The organism is Clostridium sp. chh4-2 (genome assembly GCF_002899675.1).
In the GTDB taxonomy this organism is placed as follows: Bacteria; Bacillota; Clostridia; order Lachnospirales; family Lachnospiraceae; genus CHH4-2.
Genome location: NZ_PKUU01000012.1, coordinates 158258 through 177134 on the forward strand (window position 1 = coordinate 158258; position 18877 = coordinate 177134).

Below are 18877 nucleotides of genomic sequence, written 5' to 3' on the forward strand. Positions count from 1 at the left end.
GGGAGGATAGGAGTATGGCTACTAGACGTCAGGCGCCAGTGAACAGGCACCACGAGTACATCGAAGGTAATACAGTGCGTAAGATCGCTTCTCCGGAGAAGCGCCCGGCTAAGCGGACACCTGAAATTAAACATCATTCTGCTGTAGACCATACAGTAAGAAGAAATCAGGCAAAAGCGCTTAATATGGATCTTCCATATTTGCTGGCTCTTACAGTTGCGGCAATTTGTGCGTTATATTTGTGTGTTAATTATTTGCATATTCAATCTTCGATAACGGCCAGAATACATAATATCGAGAACTTGGAAAAAGAAGTAGAAGTGCTGAAATCGCAGAATGATGCGTTGGAAACCAGAATTAATACTTACGTTGACTTGGATTATGTTTATAAAGTGGCTACAGAAGAATTGGGGATGGTTTATGCGAATAAAGATCAGGTTCTTTTGTATGACAAGACGGAAAGTGAGTATGTAAGACAGTATGAAGACATCCCGAAACACTAATCCAAAGCGTGAAAAGACCTTTCAGAAATATATGCAGGAAAAGCTGGCGATTACCATTTTGGTAATTACGCTGGCTTTGTTTGCATTGGTGATGGTCCTTTACAATTTAACGAAAGAGAAGAATGAAGATTATACCCAGATCGTGCTTTCCCAGCAGTCCTATGACAGCCGGGTGATCCCGTACCGCAGGGGCAATATTGTGGACCGGAATGGCACCTATCTGGCAATCAGTGAAAAAGTTTACAATTTAATTATAGATCCCAAGCAGATCATGTCCGATGAGAAGAACTATCTGGATGCCACGGTGACGGCGCTTTCCACCTATTTTGGATACGATGCCAATGAACTTCGGACATTGATCCAGGAAAAGCGGGATACGGCCTATGTCAGATACAGCAGAAGGCTTTCTTTGGATCAGAAAGAAGAGTTTGAAAAGCTGATTAAGGATACCAATGAGGCCAATTACAAGAACGATACCCAGGCCAGAGTCAAGGGAATCTGGTTTGAAGACGAATATAAGAGAGCCTATCCGTATAATTCCCTGGCCTGCAATGTGATCGGATTTTCCACCAGCGACGGCAGCCTTGGAACCGGTGGGATTGAACAGTACTACAACAGTACCCTGATCGGCACCAACGGCAGGGAATACGGCTATCTGAACGACGATTCCAATCTGGAACGGGTGATAAAACCGGCGGAAAACGGGAATACTGTGGTATCCACCATCGATGTCAATGTCCAGAATATTATTGAAAAAAATATTGCGGAATTTGAGGCGGAGTTGGGCGGAAAGACAACTGCAGTGATCGCCATGAATCCCAATAACGGTGAGATTCTGGGAATGGCAACCAGCCATACCTATGACTTAAATAATCCAAGGGATTTAAGCGGATATACGGATACGCAGCTGATTGCCCTCGGTGAAAAAGAAGCCATGGATGATTACAGGAGAAAGAACAACGGCAATAAGATCACAGAGGATCAGATTTACGAGCATTACAGCAGGGATGAAGTCCTTTCCCTGGGACAGCAGGTGGCATGGAACCAGCTTTGGAGAAATTTCTGTGTCAGCGATACCTATGAGCCGGGTTCCCCGTCCAAGATATTCACTGTGGCGGCCGCGATGGAAGAAGGGCTGATTAATGCAAACAGCACTTATAACTGCGACGGATATCAGCAGGTGGGCAAATGGAAGATTAAATGCTCCAACAAATACGGCCACGGGCTTTTAACGTTAGAGCAGTCCTTAATGGTATCCTGTAATGACGCAATGATGCAGATCGCCGCCCTAACAGGAAGAGACCGGTTTGCCAAATACCAGAGATTATTTGGCTTTGGAAGCAAAAGCGGAATCGATCTTCCGGGCGAAGCGGAAACGAGCACCTTGCTTTTCAGTGCGGAGGATATGGGAGCGGCGGACCTTGCGACCAACTCCTTTGGACAGAACTACAACTGCACCATGGTGCAGCTTGCCGCCGCATTCTGTTCTGTGATCAACGGAGGTTCCTACTATGAACCTCATGTAGTAAAGCAGGTGCTCAATGAACAGGGTGCTGTCGTAAAAAAAGTGGAACCCAGGCTGGTAAGAGAAACCGTTTCGGAATCCACCAGCGAGTTTATCAAGAAAGCGCTGGATAAGACGGTCAACGATCCCATGGGTACCGGTAAAGGCGCCAGAGTGGTGGGATACGAAGTGGGCGGAAAAACAGGTACTGCGGAAAAATATCCCCGTGCCGATAAGAATTATCTGGTATCCTTTGCAGGATTTGCCCCGGCGGACGATCCGCAGGTGTTTTTATATGTGGTTATCGATACGCCTAATCTTCCTCCGGGCGAACAGCAGGCCCACAGTACATTTGCCAGCGGCCTGTTCCAGAAGATTATGACTCAGATGCTTCCTTATCTGAATGTATTCCCGACTTCCGATATTCCGGATGCTCCGGCCGATAATGCCGCCAAGCCTGAAAAGGATGGAATCACACAATCAGAAGCGGAGACAAAGGAAGCCGACGAGACCCAGCCGTCCTCAGAAGCCGGCGGAGAAACGGAAACACCTGCCGAGACCCAGCCTTCAGAACCGCAGACTTATCCGGATGAAGAGGCTCCGGTAGGAGGCGCGGATGAGGGAGATCAGGAGCTTCCGGGTGCGCCTCCGGGACTGGACAGCACGGAGCCGATGGAAACAATCCCTGCAAATCCATTTTAGAAACTCATAAAAATCCAGTTCTGTCATATACTGTAACAATGAGTGATGGATGGAACAGGTTATGAATTCAAATAAAACGCATCATAGAGGAAAGATAGCCATCCTGTGTCTCCTGTCATGTTTAGCCATGATGGGACTGATGGGACGGCTGTTTTTTCTTATGGTTTTCCGCTCAGAACACTACAGTGCCATGGCACAGGACCTTCATGAGAGAGAAAGAACCATCAAAGCAGCCAGAGGCAATATCATTGACGCCAATGGTGTTGTCATAGCGACGAACCGAACCGTCTGTACCATTTCCGTCATCCACAATCAGATCAAAGACCCTGACAACGTAGTAAAGGTGCTCAGCGAGGAATTGGGGATTGATGAGGAAACAATCAGAAAAAAAGTGGAGAAATACAGTTCCAGGGAGATCGTTAAAACCAATGTGGATAAGGCCCTTGGGGATAAGATCAGAACCTATCATCTGGCAGGCGTCAAAGTGGATGAGGATTACAAGCGCTATTATCCCTATGATTCCTTGGCTTCCAAGGTGCTTGGTTTTACCGGAGGGGACAATCAGGGCATCATCGGCCTGGAAGTGAAATATGAAGATTACTTAAAAGGGATGAACGGCACGATTCTCACCATGACGGATGCGGCGGGAATCGAGATAGAAAATGCATTTGAAGACAGGGTGGAACCGATTGCGGGCAATGACCTGCATATCAGCCTGGATGTGAATATTCAAAAGTATGCCGAACAGGCTGCTTATCAGGTTATGGAAAAGAAAGGGGCTCAGAGAGTCTCCGTCATCATCATGAATCCGAAAAACGGCGAGATCATGGCCATGGTAAATGTACCGGAATTCAATTTAAATGAACCGTTTACGCTGAACTACGAGCCTGAGGTACCCGTTTCCGGTAGTGAAAAGCAGGAACTTTTAAACCAGATGTGGAGAAATACCTGTATCAATGATACCTATGAGCCGGGGTCCACCTTTAAGATCATCACGGCGGCAGCCGGTTTGGAAGAGGGCGTGGTAAAATTGGACGATACCTTTTCCTGTCCCGGCTTCCGGGTGGTGGAGGACCGGAAGATCCGGTGTCACAAAGTGGGGGGTCACGGAGGCGAGACATTTTTACAGGGAGCCATGAATTCCTGCAACCCTGTATTCATCGACGTGGGACAGAGGCTGGGCGTGGACGCTTATTACAAGTATTTCAACCAGTTCGGCCTGAAAGGAAAAACCGGCGTGGACCTGCCGGGAGAAGCAGCCACCATCATGCACAAAAAGGAAAATATGGGTTTGGTAGAGCTGGCAACCGTATCCTTCGGCCAGTCCTTTCAGATCACGCCCATGCAGCTGATCACAACCGTTTCTTCCATTATTAACGGGGGGAACCGGATCACGCCTCATTTTGGGGTGAGCGCGGTTAACGAGGATGGAGATGTGATTCACACCTTTGACTATCCTGTTCAAAAAGGGATTGTATCCGAAGAAACCAGCGAGACCATGAGATTTATTCTGGAAAAGGTGGTATCGGAAGGAAGCGGAAAAAAGGCTGCCTTAGAGGGGTACCGGATCGGCGGAAAAACCGCCACTTCGGAAAAGCTTCCAAGAAGCCTGAAACGATATATTTCCTCCTTTATCGGCTTCGCTCCTGCCAATGATCCACAGGTAATCGCGTTAATTACCATCGATGAACCGATCGGAATTTACTACGGAGGAACCATTGCGGCGCCTGTTGTTGCCGATATTTTTAAGAACATTCTTCCTTATCTGGGAATAGAAGCAGAACAGGAAGAAACTGCTGCGGCGTTTCGAATCTATGGTTGATTATTCGGAAAAAAAGACGTATACTATTGACTGAATGTATACATAAGAATTTGAGGTGCGATATGATTAATGAAACTATATTGGCAATTATTATAGCCTTTGCTATCAGCGCGGTTCTGTGTCCGATAGTGATTCCGTTTCTTCACAAACTGAAATTTGGCCAGCAGGTCCGGGAAGACGGTCCGCAGGCCCATTTGAAAAAATCCGGCACGCCTACCATGGGCGGCCTGATGATCTTAACCAGCATTATCATTACGTCTTTGTTTTATATCCGATCTTATCCAAAGATAATTCCAGTGCTTTTCGTTACGGTAGGTTTTGGTATTATTGGTTTTTTGGACGATTATATTAAAATTGTAATGAAGCGTTCAGAGGGCCTTAATCCGATGCAGAAGATCCTTGGACAGATTGTAATCACCGGAATATTCGCATATTACCTGGTCAATTCAGGGGAAGTGGGAACTGCGATTCTGATCCCGTTTACCGGCGGATTCAAGAACGGTTTGTATATGGATTTGGGATGGCTTTTTATACCTTTCGTATTCTTTGTCATGCTGGGAACCGATAACGGAGTGAACTTTACGGACGGACTGGACGGTCTCTGCACAAGCGTTACCATATTGGTTGCCACCTTTATGACAATCATCGCCATCGGAGAAAAGAGCGGAATCAGCCCGATTACCGGAGCAGTCGTGGGAAGCCTTTTGGGATTTCTGCTGTTTAACGTATACCCGGCCAAGGTTTTCATGGGCGATACGGGATCATTAGCTTTGGGCGGCTTTGTGGCGGCCAGCGCATTTATGATGAGAATGCCGCTGTTTATCGCCATCATAGGCCTGATCTATCTGGTGGAAGTCTTATCTGTTATCATACAGGTTACTTATTTTAAAAAGACAGGCGGAAAACGTATTTTTAAAATGGCACCGATCCATCATCATTTCGAATTGTGCGGATGGTCTGAAACCAGGGTTGTTGCCGTATTCTCTATCACGACAGCCATTCTCTGTCTGGTCGCATACTTAGGATTATAGGAGGAATGAACATGAGTCAGAAAGTTATCGTTGCAGGTACAGGAAAAAGCGGAATTGCAGCAGCTAAGCTTCTTCTGGAGATTGGGGGAGAAGTAGTTCTTTATGATGGAAATATGAATCAGGACCCGGATGAACTGAAAGAGAATTTTGAAGATTCCTCCAGAGTGACCATTGTTTTAGGCGATTTAAAGCGTTCCGACCTGCTGGGCGTGGAACTTTGCATCATCAGCCCCGGAATCCCGTTGGAGGCCCCTTTCGTGGCCGTACTGGACGATTTAAAGATACCGATCTGGAGTGAGATCCAGCTGGCATACCACTGTTCCAAGGGAAAACTGGCTGCGATTACAGGAACCAATGGAAAAACCACCACCACGGCGCTTACGGGCGAGATCATGAAGGCCCATTATGAGAACGTATTCGTGGTGGGCAATATCGGCATTCCCTATACTGAGATTGCGCTCAGCACGGAGGACGATTCGGTTACGGTGGCGGAAGTCAGCAGCTTTCAGCTGGAAACCATCATGGATTTCCGGCCCAATGTCAGCGCTATTTTAAATATTACCCCGGATCATTTAAACCGCCATCACACCATGGAATGCTATATCCAGGTGAAGGAGAGCATCACGATGAACCAGACAAAAGACGATGTCTGCGTGTTGAATTACGACGATGAGGTTCTGCGGGAATTCGGAAAAAATGAAGAGCTGCAGCCGAAAGTGGTATATTTCAGCAGTTCTCAGAAATTGGAAGAAGGCGTTTATCTGGATGGTGATATAATTGTCTATAAGCATGGAAAAACAGTCACTGAAGTGGCGGATGTGCACGAGCTTCAGCTTCTGGGAAAACATAATTATGAGAATGTGATGGCGGCTGTGGCCATTGCCGTCAACATGGATGTTCCGATGGAGACAATCCGCAAAGTGGTGAAGGAATTCAAGGCCGTGGAACACCGGATTGAATTTGTGATGGAGCGCTTTGGGGTGAAATACTACAACGATTCCAAGGGTACCAACCCGGATGCGGCGATTCAGGCGATCAAGGCCATGCCGGGCCCCATCATTTTGATTGCGGGCGGTTATGACAAGAATTCCGAGTACGATGAATGGATCGAATCGTTTGAAGGAAGGGTCCGTTATATGGTGCTGATCGGCCAGACCAGGGATAAGATTGCAGAATGCGCAAAAGCCCACGGATTTACGGATATCATGTATGCGGAAGATATGGCGGAGGCTGTTCGGGTATGCTCGGTTTATGCGGATTCCGGCAACTGTGTTCTCTTATCGCCGGCATGCGCCAGCTGGGGCATGTTCAGCAACTATGAAGAACGCGGCGAGATTTTCAAAGAATGTGTAAGAAATCTATAATCATAACGCCAAACCGGCATCAGGCGGCAGGGAAGGAGGAACCGGATGGCAAAAAAGAAAAAAGTCAGACGTTTTTATGATTACAGCCTGCTCTTTACCATCATTTTCCTGACCATATTCGGTTTGATCATGATTTACAGCGCCAGTTCCTATACGGCGCAGATAAAGTATGAGAATGCCGGCTTTTTCATGGTGAAACAGGCGAAGATTGCCCTTGGAGGCTTTTTTCTGATGATTATCATCTCCAAGATGGACTATCACTGGTATTCGAAGTTTGCCGTATTTGCCTACATTCTTTCTTTCATCCTGATGGTAGCGGTGTCGCTGTTCGGCCGTGAAGTCAATGGTAAGAGAAGATGGCTGGGCTTTGGTTCCCTGTCATTTCAGCCGACAGAGCTTGTAAAGATCACGCTGATCGTTATACTGGCAACAGTCATCACCCTGATGGGGCGCAATATAAACCGTCTGAAGGCCGTGGTGGTGGTAATTCTGATCACTTTGCCCTTGGCGGGCCTTGTAGCCATGAATAACCTGAGTTCCGGTATTATCATCTGCGGTATCGCGTTCGTCATGCTGTTTATCGCATGCAAGAAGAAATGGCCGTTTTTCATGTGCGGAATTGTGGGTGTGTCCGGCATCATATTTGCGGCGCCCATCGCCCATGCGCTGACGGCTATGAAGATATTAAAGCCTTACCAGCTGAGCCGTATCAATGTATGGCTGAATCCGGAAGCCTATCCGTCTACAGGCGGTTACCAGGTGCTTCAGGGGCTTTATGCCATCGGATCAGGCGGTCTGGTGGGAAAAGGCCTGGGAGAGAGCATTCAGAAGCTGGGATTCGTGCCGGAGGCCCAGAACGATATGATCTTTTCCATCATCTGTGAAGAGCTGGGATTATTCGGGGCGGTGTCGGTGATCCTGATCTTTTTATTCATGATCTACCGGTTCATGCTGATTGCGGGCAATGCTCCCGACCTGTTCGGGGCGCTGATCGTGGTGGGCGTAATGGCCCATATCGCGATTCAGGTTATCCTGAATATCGCAGTTGTTACCAACACGATTCCCAATACGGGAATTACCCTTCCGTTTATCAGTTACGGGGGTACGTCGGTGCTGTTCCTCATGATAGAGATGGGAATGGTCCTAAGCGTGGCAAACCAGATAAAATTAGAAAAATAATTAAATAATTACATACCCAAAGAGGAAAGCCTGAGCGAACAAGGTTCATTATTAACCTTTTATACATAGGATATAATATAGAAAACCGTGGGAGGTAGCAGATTGTCTACGATTCAGGTTGAAGGGTTACATTCCTTAAAGGGTGAGATTGAGATCCAGGGTTCCAAAAATGCGGTTCTTCCTATGATGGCGGCAGCTATTCTGAATACAGGAACAACAGTTATTGAAAATGTCCCCAGAATACAGGATGTATTTTGTATGATGGGGATTTTAGAATATCTGGGATGTGTGTGCAGTTTTGAAGGTCACAGGATGGTGATCGACGCTTCTTCCATCACTTCGGCCAGCATACCTGAGCATTATGTCAGAAGCATGCGTTCTTCCATTATGATTCTGGGAGCGCTGCTGGGAAGGTGCGGAGAGGCCGTTACCCAGTATCCGGGCGGCTGTTCCATCGGCAAGAGGCCCATCGACCTGCATTTATATTCACTGCGGTGCCTTGGAGCCGAGATATTGGAAAAGGAAGAACACGTCTATGCCCGTGCGTGCCGTTTAAAGGGCAGTGAGATCCGGTTATCCTATCCCAGCGTAGGGGCTACGGAGAATGCGCTGCTGGCCGCAGTGCAGGCAGAAGGGGATACCTTGATCCACGGAGCGGCACGGGAACCGGAGATTGAGGAACTGTGTCTTTTCCTTATTAATATGGGGGCGCAAATTGAAGGGGCGGGAACCTCCGTTATCCGCATCGCCGGAGGACGGAAACTCCACGATTCTTCTTACCATGTGGCCGGCGACCGGATTGTGGCCGGAACTTATATGGCGGCTGCAGCCGCTGCGGGAGGAAACGTCATATTAAATGGAGTCCGTTCCCAGCATATGAACCGGGTGCTGGCAGAGTTTGAAAAGATGGGTGTGGAGATCGAAGCGGAAGACAGGCGGCTGATGCTGTCGTCCAAAACAAGGCCTCTGCCTCTTTATTTGGAGACAGGTCCCTATCCGCAGTTTCCTACAGACCTTCAGTCTCCCGTTATGGCGGCCATGTCTGTTGCCCAAGGGGACAGCGTGTTGATTGAAAATGTATTCGAAGGAAGATTTGAAACGGCAAAAGAGCTGGTGAAGCTCGGCGCCAAGATAGAAATTCATGAAAGAGAAGCACGGATTTTTGGGAGCTACCCTTTGTCGGGAGCCTTTGTGGAGGCCAGGGATTTAAGGGGAGGAGCAGCTTTAGTGGTGGCTGCGCTGGCGTCCGAGGGAATAACCACCATCGGACAGTGTTACCACATCATGAGAGGTTATGAAGACATATGCAGAGATTTGAGATACCTTGGCGCGAATATTGAGTATCAGGTATCCTGAAACAGGAGAATAAGTATGACAGATTCCTCAAAGAACAAAGGAAAAATGATAATCGGTATCGTTCTGGCAGTCTTTTTAGCTGCCGGAATCCTGGTGCTGTCTGTGAACATAAAGACCGTTACGGTATCCGGAAACAAACAGTATACGGACGAACAGATCGTGGATCTGGTTTTTCATGACCAGTGGGATTGGAATACGGTTGTCTGCTATCTGAGAGACAGGTTTCAGCCTCATGAACAGATTCCCTTTGTGGAGGATTACAAAATTGTGTTCCAGGGGCTTAACCAGGTCGAGATCATTGTGTATGAAAAAAGTGTGGTAGGTTATGTGTCTTATATGAGCAGTTATATGTATTTTGATAAGGACGGCATCATTGTGGAGAGCACAGGGACAGAACTGGACGGTATTCCATGGATTACCGGTTTGAAATTCGGGCATATCGTCCTGCACCAGCCTCTTCCGGTGGAGAACCAAAAGATCTTTGAAGAGATATTAAACCTGACCCAGGTTTTATCCATGTATGAGATCGCCGTGGACAAGATTCAATATGACAAACATGGACAAGCCACTTTACATATCGGGGATATTGCGGTGGTGCTGGGAGACAACAGCGACATCAGCGGCAAGATCGCCACGCTGCGCGACCAGCTCCCTGTTCTGGCCGGACAAGCCGGAACCTTATATCTGGACACCTATGACGAAACCAAGGGAGATATGTGGTTTTCCTTTATCAGGAAATAAAAGATGTTTTTTAAAAAGTTATGAAAAAGTGGTTGATATTTTTGTTGAAATAAAATATAGTATTACATAGACTAGTTTTAGGATTACAGTTGGAATGGAGCAAATAGATAGATTGCAGTTTGTTAAAGGAGGATACGTTCTTGTTAGAGATTAAAATAAATGAAGCAGAGAATTCTGCAAGAATCATAGTAATAGGTGTTGGCGGTGCTGGTAATAACGCAGTAAACCGCATGATCGATGAGAATATCGCAGGTGTTGAATTTATCGGCGTGAATACGGACAAGCAGGCGCTGCAGTTCTGCAAGGCTCCCACTGCTATGCAGATCGGTGAGAAGCTGACTAAGGGACTTGGTGCGGGAGCGAAGCCGGAGATCGGTGAAAAGGCAGCTGAGGAAAGTTCTGAAGAGCTTGCACAGGCTATGAAGGGTGCGGACATGGTGTTCGTTACCTGCGGTATGGGCGGCGGAACCGGAACCGGTGCAGCACCGGTTGTTGCTAAGATTGCAAAAGATATGGGAATCCTGACAGTAGGCGTTGTGACAAAACCTTTCCGTTTTGAAGCGAAGACGCGTATGTCCAATGCGCTGAACGGCTTAGACCGTTTAAGAGAGAGCGTAGACACTCTGATTGTAATTCCGAACGATAAACTGCTGGAGATCGTAGACAGAAGAACGACTATGCCGGATGCATTAAAGAAGGCGGATGAAGTGCTTCAGCAGGCGGTTCAGGGCATTACAGACTTAATCAATGTTCCTGGTTTAATCAACCTGGATTTTGCTGATATTCAGACCGTTATGATCGATAAAGGAATCGCCCATATCGGTATCGGTAAGGCCAAAGGCGATGATAAGGCTATCGAAGCTGTTAAACAGGCAGTTTCCAGCCCGCTTCTTGAGACAACCATCGAAGGCGCTTCCCATGTTATCATCAACATTTCCGGCGATATCAGCCTGATCGAAGCCAACGAAGCGGCCAGCTATGTTCAGGAACTGGCAGGCGATGATGCTAATATCATCTTCGGTGCGATGTATGACGAGACGGCTCAGGACGAAGCCAGCATCACCGTTATCGCAACAGGCCTGGATGCTTCCGGCAGCGGCATGAGCGCAGCCACGGCTAAGACGGCAGAGAAGCCGATTGAAGAATTCTATAAGTTTAAACCTAAGACAGCAGCTCCGTCACCGGCTCCACAGCCATCTGTTCAGCCTCAGAAGGAGACGGCTACTACTTATACTCCGCCATATACACCTGCAACTCCACAGACGACATTCCGTCCGGCAGCCAACAAAGAGATGCAGATCAATATCCCGGATTTCTTAAAGAATAAGAGACAGTAATCCATTTATTTATACAGAGAAAAGCAGCAGGAGAGCGATGTCCTGCTGCTTTCTGTACTGTTAAGGGCGGGTTAGTATTTGGAGCGGTAAGATCTGATCAGCTGCTGAAATTCCGCGTTTGACTGTAGAAAGCCGTATCTCGGGCTGCTCTCCAATTCGGCCAGCAGAGGGGGAAGCATGAGAGATGCCTGGGTGACCGGCTGGTCTTTTGGCGCTTTTGAGTTGATATGGCGGTATAAAAGGGTCTTTTCCGTCTCCCATGGCTTTTCGGCTGCGGCCAGTATGGATTTTAAGATGGAAAGGCTTTCGGGAATGTTCTCCTGCTGTACGGCCACGCCTAAGGAAACCACATAGCTGGTGTAATCCCAGAGTTCCAGCTGTTTTGCCGTATGGCTGAATATTTCTGCGATTCGGGAAGCGTTTTCCTCATTTCCCTGTTTCAGTTCAATATCCGTCAGTTTTGTGAAAAGCATCATCATCTCGCTGGTCTTGGACAGCAGTTTTCTCTCCAATAATTCTTCCGCGCGGTCCAGTTCCCCCTGATTGATTAAAAGATCGATTTCGAGAAGTCTTTTATCCGGGGTTTCCGGTTCCGGCATCTGGTCTAACAGCTCCTTAGCCTTCTGGGTTTCCCCGCGGTTCATGTATTTGGAAACCAGCATATATGCGGACCGGGCTTTCATCTGCGGGTCATCGCAAGCCGCGTTTCGTTCATACAGTGCCAGAATTTCGTCTTCATATGGTTTTTTATCATCTGCATGCATTCCCGACATGAGCAGTGCAAATTCCAGTGTGATAGCGGTCAGATGGATCAGAGGCGGGCAGTTTGGATATTCCCTCACTTTTTCAATTCCTTTTTTAAATCCTGTTTCGATTCCATGCTTTTTAATGACACCGGATAATTCCGATATAAAATGGTCGATTTCCTGTTTCGTTAAGCCTTCGTTGAAACAGAGAAGCGTATTTAAATCCACATTGAGGAGCCGGGCTAAGGCAGGTAAAAGTGCGATATCCGGGTTGGCGGAACCTTTTTCCCACTTATTCACAGCCGGGGTGGACACGCCAAGATAACCGGCTACCTGTTCCTGGGTCAGCCCCAGTTCTTTTCTTTTTTCTCTTATCACATGATTAATCGGCATTGCATCATCTCCTGATTCCCCGTAAAAGGTTTTTTCTATACTCTCCGGAAGAAGTACTGTATTTATTGTAACAGAAGATTTATGCGGCCACAATTGAACGGTTATTAAATATAAGTATTTAAAATTAACTGTAAGTTAAATTCCGCCCTGCTTGGTTTTGCCTGTTATTATTCGGGCCGGCCGGAAGATGACTTTTGAAGCCGGTATTGGGAGGGCGTACAGCCGAAATATTTTTTAAACACCATCATAAAATAGGAATCGTTTTTATATCCTAAGTAAGCCGCGATCTGTGTGATGGAAAGAGAAGTGTCAACCAGCAGAGTCTGAGCGTGCAGCATCTTTTCATCGAGCAGAAGACCGGAAAGCGTCTGGCCGGTTTGTTGTTTTATCAGGCTGCTGGTATGAGAGGTGCTCAGATGAAAATATGAGGCAACCTCTTTTAAGGTAAGCGTTTTATACTGTTGTTTGATAAGCTCCGCCAGTTCCTCTTTAAAAGATGCATAATTGATAGTGGCTTTGCTGTGCTCAATATTATCTAAGAGAAAGTTTGTAATATCCAGGGTGATCTGCACCCGCTTATTGGAAAAATAGTGATCGGTTGAAAACCGTTTCCAACAGACTTTAGAATCGGGATATTTTTTCAGTTCCGTCATAAATGGGATCGTGCTGGTCTGTTCGGGAGCGATGGGATCTGTTTTACTGCTGATCCAAAGTAACGGTTTTGAAGCCAGTTTATCTATATAGGTGAGAAAGGAAAATAATTCAGGACTGCGGTCCAATTCATCAATTAGAGTTTCCAGTGTGGCGCCGCTTAAAAAGGGCAGGCCTTCTTCCAAGTTTTTGAGCAGATCGCTGCGGGCTTCCTTGTTCACATGGCTGTGCATACAGATTTTCCCCAAATCGCAGGGCATAATAAAAGCGCCGCCTTTCACTTCCGGATGGGCGGCAATGGCATAAGCTGCCGAGACGCAGCCCAGGCTGTGACCGATAAAAAAGATCTGATTTTTATCAAAACCAAAGGTTTGATCGGAAAGGATAAAATTCAGAACCGAACTGGTATCGTCTAAACTGTTCTGAAATGAATAGGTGCCCGGGCTTCCCCAGCTTCCACTATAGGAAAAAAACAGAACGTGAAATCCTGCTCTCCGCAGCGCCTGGGCCAGATCCAGGCTCTTTTCATGTCCGGGAAATCCATGGGCCAGCACAACCACGGGATGCAGATGTTTTCCCCCGGCGGTATACAGAGTGCCAAGAAGCCGTCCCTGCCTGCCGGTGATTATGGGCGAATACAAAGAAGCTTCCTTTTCAGAATAAAGCGTATCCTGATATAATGTATGAATATCCATCGCAAATCCCCTTCTCTTGATAGCATAAAATCATTCTATCATATTCCTTTTTTGATAACAATCATCAGATAATATTATAGTTCGAATCCTGATTTTGTTTAGTGAAAGAGGTAGCGTTCCTTTCTATAATTTAATTTATAAAAGACAAGGTAAGGGGGAAAATAAATGGACAAGGATGAAGCGTTATTGGAAACGAAACCGGCCTCCATGGGAGTTTTTATCCCGGGAAACAGAGGCCGTATATTCACAACGATCTATACGCCCGGAGGCAGCATGCCATATCCGGTGGTCATCATCTGCCACGGCCTACCGGGAACGGAAAAGCTTCTGGATTTTGCCGTCGCCCTGCGGGATCAGGGATTTTGTACAATTTCTTTTCATTACAGCGGATGCTGGGGGAGCGACGGAACGTATTCTTTTGCAAACTGCCAGGAAGACGTGGATTCGGTGGCAGCTTATGTGAGAAGAAATGAAGACGGGCTGTTTGATCTGAACCGGGTATTTATTCTGGGGCATAGTTTGGGAGGGCTGATGGCCTGCTATGGGCTTGCCGGGAATGCGTTTATTAAGGCGGGAGTGATTATCATGCCTGCAAACGTTGCGGAAGACTTTAAAACGGCAGGAACGAGCCCCCAGGCAGAGAAGCAGGTGGCAGATGTTTACGACAAGGAATTTGCACCCTGGCTGAAAGGTTTTTCCTGGGAAGCGAGCAAAGCGGAAGCAGAGGAGAATCTGTCCCGGTTTTCACTGGATACATATGCCAAGGCAGCCGCAGAAAAAGAGGTATTGCTGATTGCAGGAACGGAAGACGAGGTGCTGGCAAGAGAAAATCATATTGATAAGCTGAAAAATGCGGTTTCTGAGTTTAAGGGAGAAAAAGCAAACCTGCTGGAAGTCGCAACCGATCATGGCATGAATTGGAACCGGGGCGAAATCATATCTGCGGTATTGGGATTTTTTAACGGACTGAAATAGATAAGGAGATTGGGGATATGGATAAGAAAAAAGAGTTTGTACACAGCTTTATTATTGGGTTTGCATTATTTTCCGTGTTTTTCGGGGCGGGTAATCTGATCTTTCCCCCTGCGATAGGGGTTGCATCCGGAACTAAGTGGATGCCGGCAATTGCAGGACTGACATTTTCTGCAATTATTCTGCCGATTCTTACGGTAATTGCAATCGGGCATATGGACGGTAGAATGGAAAAACTCTGCAGGCCGGTGGCTCCATGGTTCAGCGGCGTTTACCTGATATTTTTTATCTTATTTGCCGGCTGTCTGGGCGTTCCGAGGCAGGGAGGAACCGCTATTGAGACAGGGCTTTTTGGATTGTTTCCTCAGTTTGGCGGCTCTAAAATCGCTTTGTTTATCGGACTTTTAATCTATTTTGGACTTGTTTTTTATCTGGTATTTAATCCTTCCAAGATTGTGGAACGCGTCGGTAAAATTTTGACGCCGTTTCTCTTGATTATCCTGGTTGGAATTGTGATTGTGTCCATCGTGAAGCCCATCGGAACTCCGGGGGATACCGGAATTACGAACGCATTTACCAATTCATTGTTAACCGGATATCAGACCGGAGACGTGGTAGTGGGAATTGTGGTTGCAGCCATGTTTGTGAGTTCCATCAAAGATTATGGGTATAAAGATAAGAAAAGCATGGACAGAATAACCTTAAAGGCAGCGGTTGTGGCATTTTTCGGACTGCTGATCGTTTACGGCGGATTGCTGTATCTGGGGGCCACAGGGATGGATTATTTCTCCGCAGATACGGATCAGACCGCGTTATTGATCGGATTGGTTAAAATGTTAGTAGGAAATGTGGGCAGCGGCGCGCTGTCAGTCGCAGTTTTCCTGGCGTGTCTGACCACATCCACAGGCATTATCTCATCCATTGCCACGATGACACAAACTTTGACGAAAGGAAAGATCAAATATCAATATATGGTGATTTTTGGATGTTCGGTTGGAATTCTGATCGGAACAATCGGAGTATCCTCTATCATAAAGATTTCATTTCCCACGTTCTTTTTGCTGTATCCGGTTGCCATAATTCTCACTCTTCTGGGCGTATTCGAAAAGTATGTGCCGAATCATGGTTCCTGGAAAGGGGCAACGTTAATGGCGGCTCTCATTGGCATTTATGATATGTTAAAAGCGCTGAGCGATATGGGAGTGAACATCCATTTAGGATTTCTGGAGAATTTATATGGAATGCTTCCTTTAGCAAATTATGGTATGGCGTGGATATTCCCAAGCATAGTTGGATTCATTGTGGGGACTGTCATCATAAAAGCAAAAGGTCTGGAGAGTTATCCGATGTTTAAAGAATAGATTGAAAAAGCCCTTCTCTAAGGCGTCTCCTTTTTGGGAGACAGCCTTGGGGGAGGGCTTTTTATTATTATCATTTAAGTTCAAAATCTGTAGAAATTTCCCGATGAAAAAAATAGGATTCCTTACATGGTTTGACAAAATCTGAAAGTTGAACTGGCTATAATGTAGCTTAGCAGTTGAAACAGCTGAGAAAAATGCGCAGGGAGGTGGAATAACGACAGGTGACCCATGTTTTATATATTGATGTATTGTTTCTGATTAATTTCGTTATGGACTGTCTTGTCCTCAATACATTGAGAATTATTCTCAAGGGAAAAACGACCTGGCTGAAAATCGGAGCTGCCGGTTTGACCGGGGCTTTGTGGGCCTGTGCGGCGGCGGTCTGGCATTTCCTTCCTGTCTTTGTGGAAATGCTGATTACCTGGCTGGCGGTCAGTTCCCTGATGATTAAGATTGCATTTCCGGTTCGTGGCATACAGGAGCTTATAAAATATCTGGCAGGACTTTATCTTGCGACGGTCAGCCTGGCAGGGCTTTCCTATGCTTTTTACCAGCATACGCGTTTTTGGATATTTTATACCGCCTGCGCGTATTTGTTTTCCATAGGGCTGTGGCATATTTTTTTGGAAGTCAGGCAGAGAATCCGCCACCTGTACCCGGTCACATTGAGTTACGGGGGACAGACCAGAACCTTTCAAGCCCTTGTGGATACCGGAAATCATCTATATGAGCCTGTGAGCCACAGGCCGGTACATATTCTGGATTACCAGGCATGCACGGATTTTTGTGAGCAGGTGGCAGGCGTTGTCTACATTCCGTTTCAGTCGGTGGGCGGAGAGGGGATGATGCCTGGCATCTATCTGGATTCCATGGTAGTCGAAAAAAACGGAATATACACAACTGTCAATAAGCCGTTGGTAGCGATCAGCAGACAGCCTTTGTCCCCGGGAGGGGAATATCAGATGCTGTTAAATGAAGCGGAAGTTACCGCAGGCGAATAAACCAAATAAGGAGGAGATTTCCATGATAATAAAAGTATCCATACCAAACCGTTTCCAGTTCAAATCCAAACCGGGTTTTACAACCTTGTTGTTCCAAAAACAGGGCGAGGTGCATTACATAGGAGGCGCGGACATTCTTCCCGCCCCGCTGGACAGCCAAAATGAAGCCACCATGATCGGAAAACTGGGAACAGAAGCCGATAAAGAAGCCAAAGCGTCCCTGATCGAACACAATCTGCGCCTGGTAGTCTATATTGCCAAGAAATTCGACAACACCAGCGTAGGCGTGGAAGATCTGATCTCCATAGGAACCATCGGCCTGATCAAAGCCATCAACACCTTTAACCCAAGCAAAAACATAAAACTGGCCACCTATGCGTCCCGATGCATTGAAAATGAGATTCTCATGTACCTTAGAAGAAACAACAAGGTAAAGATGGAGGTTTCCATCGACGAACCGTTAAATGTGGACTGGGACGGAAACGAGCTGCTTTTGTCCGATATATTAGGAACCGATGAAGATATCATTTACCGTGATATGGAAGATGAAATCGAGAAAAAGCTATTAAAAACCGCCATCAGCCGCCTGTCTCCCCGCGAGCGGAAGATTGTGGAGCTGCGCTTTGGGCTGACAAACGAAGATGGCAATGAAATGACACAGAAAGAGGTAGCAGACTTGCTGGGAATTTCCCAGTCCTATATCTCCCGTTTAGAAAAGAAAATCATGAAACGCCTAAAAAAAGAAATCGTCCGCTTTGAGTAAAATTGATGCAAATCTTTATTTAACTGAATAAGAAACGCCGGAAAGAAGGGGAAGCCCAGGCGGGCGGGGGAAGTATTAAGATCAATGGGATTCGGGATTCGCCCCTAAGATGTACTAAGACCCGCAAGGACAAAAAGAGACAGGGCGCGCCCATTCGCAGTGAACTCTTGATGACTTCACTGCTCAAGGGGCGCTTAGAAACTGATTCGGAATTCAGTTTCTACCTGTCTCTTTTTGTCCTCGCGGATCTAAGTACATCTAAGGGGTTCCATACGATCCCATTGATCTTAATACTTCCCCCACCCGCCTGGGCTTCCCCTTCTTTCCGGCTGTTGCTTGGCTTGCTGAGGATAAAAAAGATTTGGTGAATTGTGAGTAAGTTTTTACACCAACCGTGAGGGCTTTTTCAGAAATGCCTTCACCATTTAATGTAAAGGGTGAGGTCTTTTCGCGAAATGCCTTGACGTTTAAAGTAAAACCTGAAGGCATTTCAGAAAATCCCTTCATGATCCATGTAAATGTACTTCTACATAAATACCTACGCACCAATATTGTTTTTAACCTGGCCAGCGAAAACCAGCCCGGAATCGAGATGCGAGGAAGGGAGAGGCGGTCTTTACAGGAACCCGGGCGGGGGAGAATGAAAAAAGGCCAATTGGGATTCGGGATTCGCCCCTAAGTGATACTAAGACCCACAAGTACAGAAAGAGACAGGATCGCGCCCATTCGCAGTGAACTCCTTATGACTTCACTGCT

At 46.8% G+C, this 18877-nt stretch carries 16 protein-coding genes; 13 read left to right on the forward strand and 3 right to left on the reverse strand.

Annotated features, from left to right (window positions below; translation table 11 throughout):
• Positions 1-14 precede the first annotated feature (14 nt).
• From C0033_RS14290 to ftsZ, 9 genes are all read left to right on the forward strand, one after another.
• Entirely contained in the window at positions 15-503 is a 489-nt protein-coding gene (locus C0033_RS14290) for a septum formation initiator family protein (protein ID WP_103228550.1), read from the forward strand.
• Positions 481-2709, forward strand: a complete 2229-nt coding sequence (locus C0033_RS14295; RefSeq protein ID WP_103228551.1) for a penicillin-binding transpeptidase domain-containing protein — start codon at positions 481-483, stop codon at positions 2707-2709. The genes C0033_RS14290 and C0033_RS14295 overlap by 23 nt, the downstream gene beginning before the upstream one ends.
• A gap of 61 nt (positions 2710-2770) precedes the next feature.
• On the forward strand, positions 2771-4531 hold the full coding sequence (locus tag C0033_RS14300) for a penicillin-binding transpeptidase domain-containing protein (RefSeq protein WP_103228577.1): 1761 nt from the start codon (positions 2771-2773) through the stop codon (positions 4529-4531).
• Positions 4532-4593: 62 nt separating this feature from the next.
• Positions 4594-5562: a phospho-N-acetylmuramoyl-pentapeptide-transferase gene (gene mraY, locus C0033_RS14305; RefSeq protein WP_103228552.1), complete on the forward strand. Its 969-nt coding sequence runs from the start codon at positions 4594-4596 to the stop codon at positions 5560-5562.
• A 5-nt stretch (positions 5563-5567) separates the two neighbouring features.
• Complete coding sequence (murD, locus tag C0033_RS14310) at positions 5568-6926, forward strand: UDP-N-acetylmuramoyl-L-alanine--D-glutamate ligase (RefSeq protein WP_103228553.1); 1359 nt, start codon at positions 5568-5570, stop codon at positions 6924-6926.
• A 45-nt stretch (positions 6927-6971) separates the two neighbouring features.
• On the forward strand, positions 6972-8105 hold the full coding sequence (locus C0033_RS14315; RefSeq protein ID WP_103228554.1) for a putative peptidoglycan glycosyltransferase FtsW: 1134 nt from the start codon (positions 6972-6974) through the stop codon (positions 8103-8105).
• Between the two features lie 102 nt (positions 8106-8207).
• A complete protein-coding gene (gene murA / locus C0033_RS14320; RefSeq protein ID WP_103228555.1) occupies positions 8208-9461 on the forward strand; it encodes a UDP-N-acetylglucosamine 1-carboxyvinyltransferase in 1254 nt (417 codons plus the stop codon).
• Positions 9462-9476: 15 nt separating this feature from the next.
• Positions 9477-10202, forward strand: coding sequence for an FtsQ-type POTRA domain-containing protein (locus C0033_RS14325; RefSeq protein ID WP_103228556.1), 726 nt, complete (start codon positions 9477-9479; stop codon positions 10200-10202).
• Positions 10203-10342: 140 nt separating this feature from the next.
• Positions 10343-11539 carry a cell division protein FtsZ gene (gene ftsZ, locus C0033_RS14330; protein ID WP_103228557.1) on the forward strand — a complete coding sequence of 399 codons (1197 nt, stop codon included), beginning with the start codon at positions 10343-10345 and terminating at the stop codon, positions 11537-11539.
• Between the two features lie 71 nt (positions 11540-11610).
• Here the strand turns inward: ftsZ and C0033_RS14335 are convergent, their stop codons facing one another.
• Both C0033_RS14335 and C0033_RS14340 read right to left on the reverse strand, forming a co-directional pair.
• A complete protein-coding gene (locus C0033_RS14335; protein ID WP_103228558.1) occupies positions 11611-12678 on the reverse strand; it encodes a helix-turn-helix transcriptional regulator in 1068 nt (355 codons plus the stop codon).
• Positions 12679-12845: 167 nt separating this feature from the next.
• Positions 12846-14024, reverse strand: a complete 1179-nt coding sequence (locus C0033_RS14340; RefSeq protein ID WP_103228559.1) for an alpha/beta fold hydrolase — start codon at positions 14022-14024, stop codon at positions 12846-12848.
• 165 nt (positions 14025-14189) lie between these two features.
• On the opposite strand from C0033_RS14340, the gene C0033_RS14345 reads away from it, so the two are divergent.
• The 4 genes from C0033_RS14345 to sigE all read left to right on the forward strand — a co-directional run bounded on the left by C0033_RS14345 (position 14190) and on the right by sigE (position 18121).
• Positions 14190-14999: an alpha/beta fold hydrolase gene (locus tag C0033_RS14345; RefSeq protein ID WP_103228560.1), complete on the forward strand. Its 810-nt coding sequence runs from the start codon at positions 14190-14192 to the stop codon at positions 14997-14999.
• Between the two features lie 17 nt (positions 15000-15016).
• On the forward strand, positions 15017-16357 hold the full coding sequence (gene brnQ / locus C0033_RS14350) for a branched-chain amino acid transport system II carrier protein (protein WP_103228561.1): 1341 nt from the start codon (positions 15017-15019) through the stop codon (positions 16355-16357).
• Positions 16358-16578: 221 nt separating this feature from the next.
• Positions 16579-17358, forward strand: a complete 780-nt coding sequence (locus C0033_RS14355; protein WP_103228562.1) for a sigma-E processing peptidase SpoIIGA — start codon at positions 16579-16581, stop codon at positions 17356-17358.
• Positions 17359-17380: 22 nt separating this feature from the next.
• On the forward strand, positions 17381-18121 hold the full coding sequence (gene sigE, locus C0033_RS14360; protein ID WP_103228563.1) for an RNA polymerase sporulation sigma factor SigE: 741 nt from the start codon (positions 17381-17383) through the stop codon (positions 18119-18121).
• A gap of 258 nt (positions 18122-18379) precedes the next feature.
• Here sigE and C0033_RS27070 read toward each other — a convergent pair whose 3' ends face one another.
• Positions 18380-18628, reverse strand: coding sequence for a hypothetical protein (locus tag C0033_RS27070; protein ID WP_180994742.1), 249 nt, complete (start codon positions 18626-18628; stop codon positions 18380-18382).
• Positions 18629-18877: the final 249 nt, after the last annotated feature.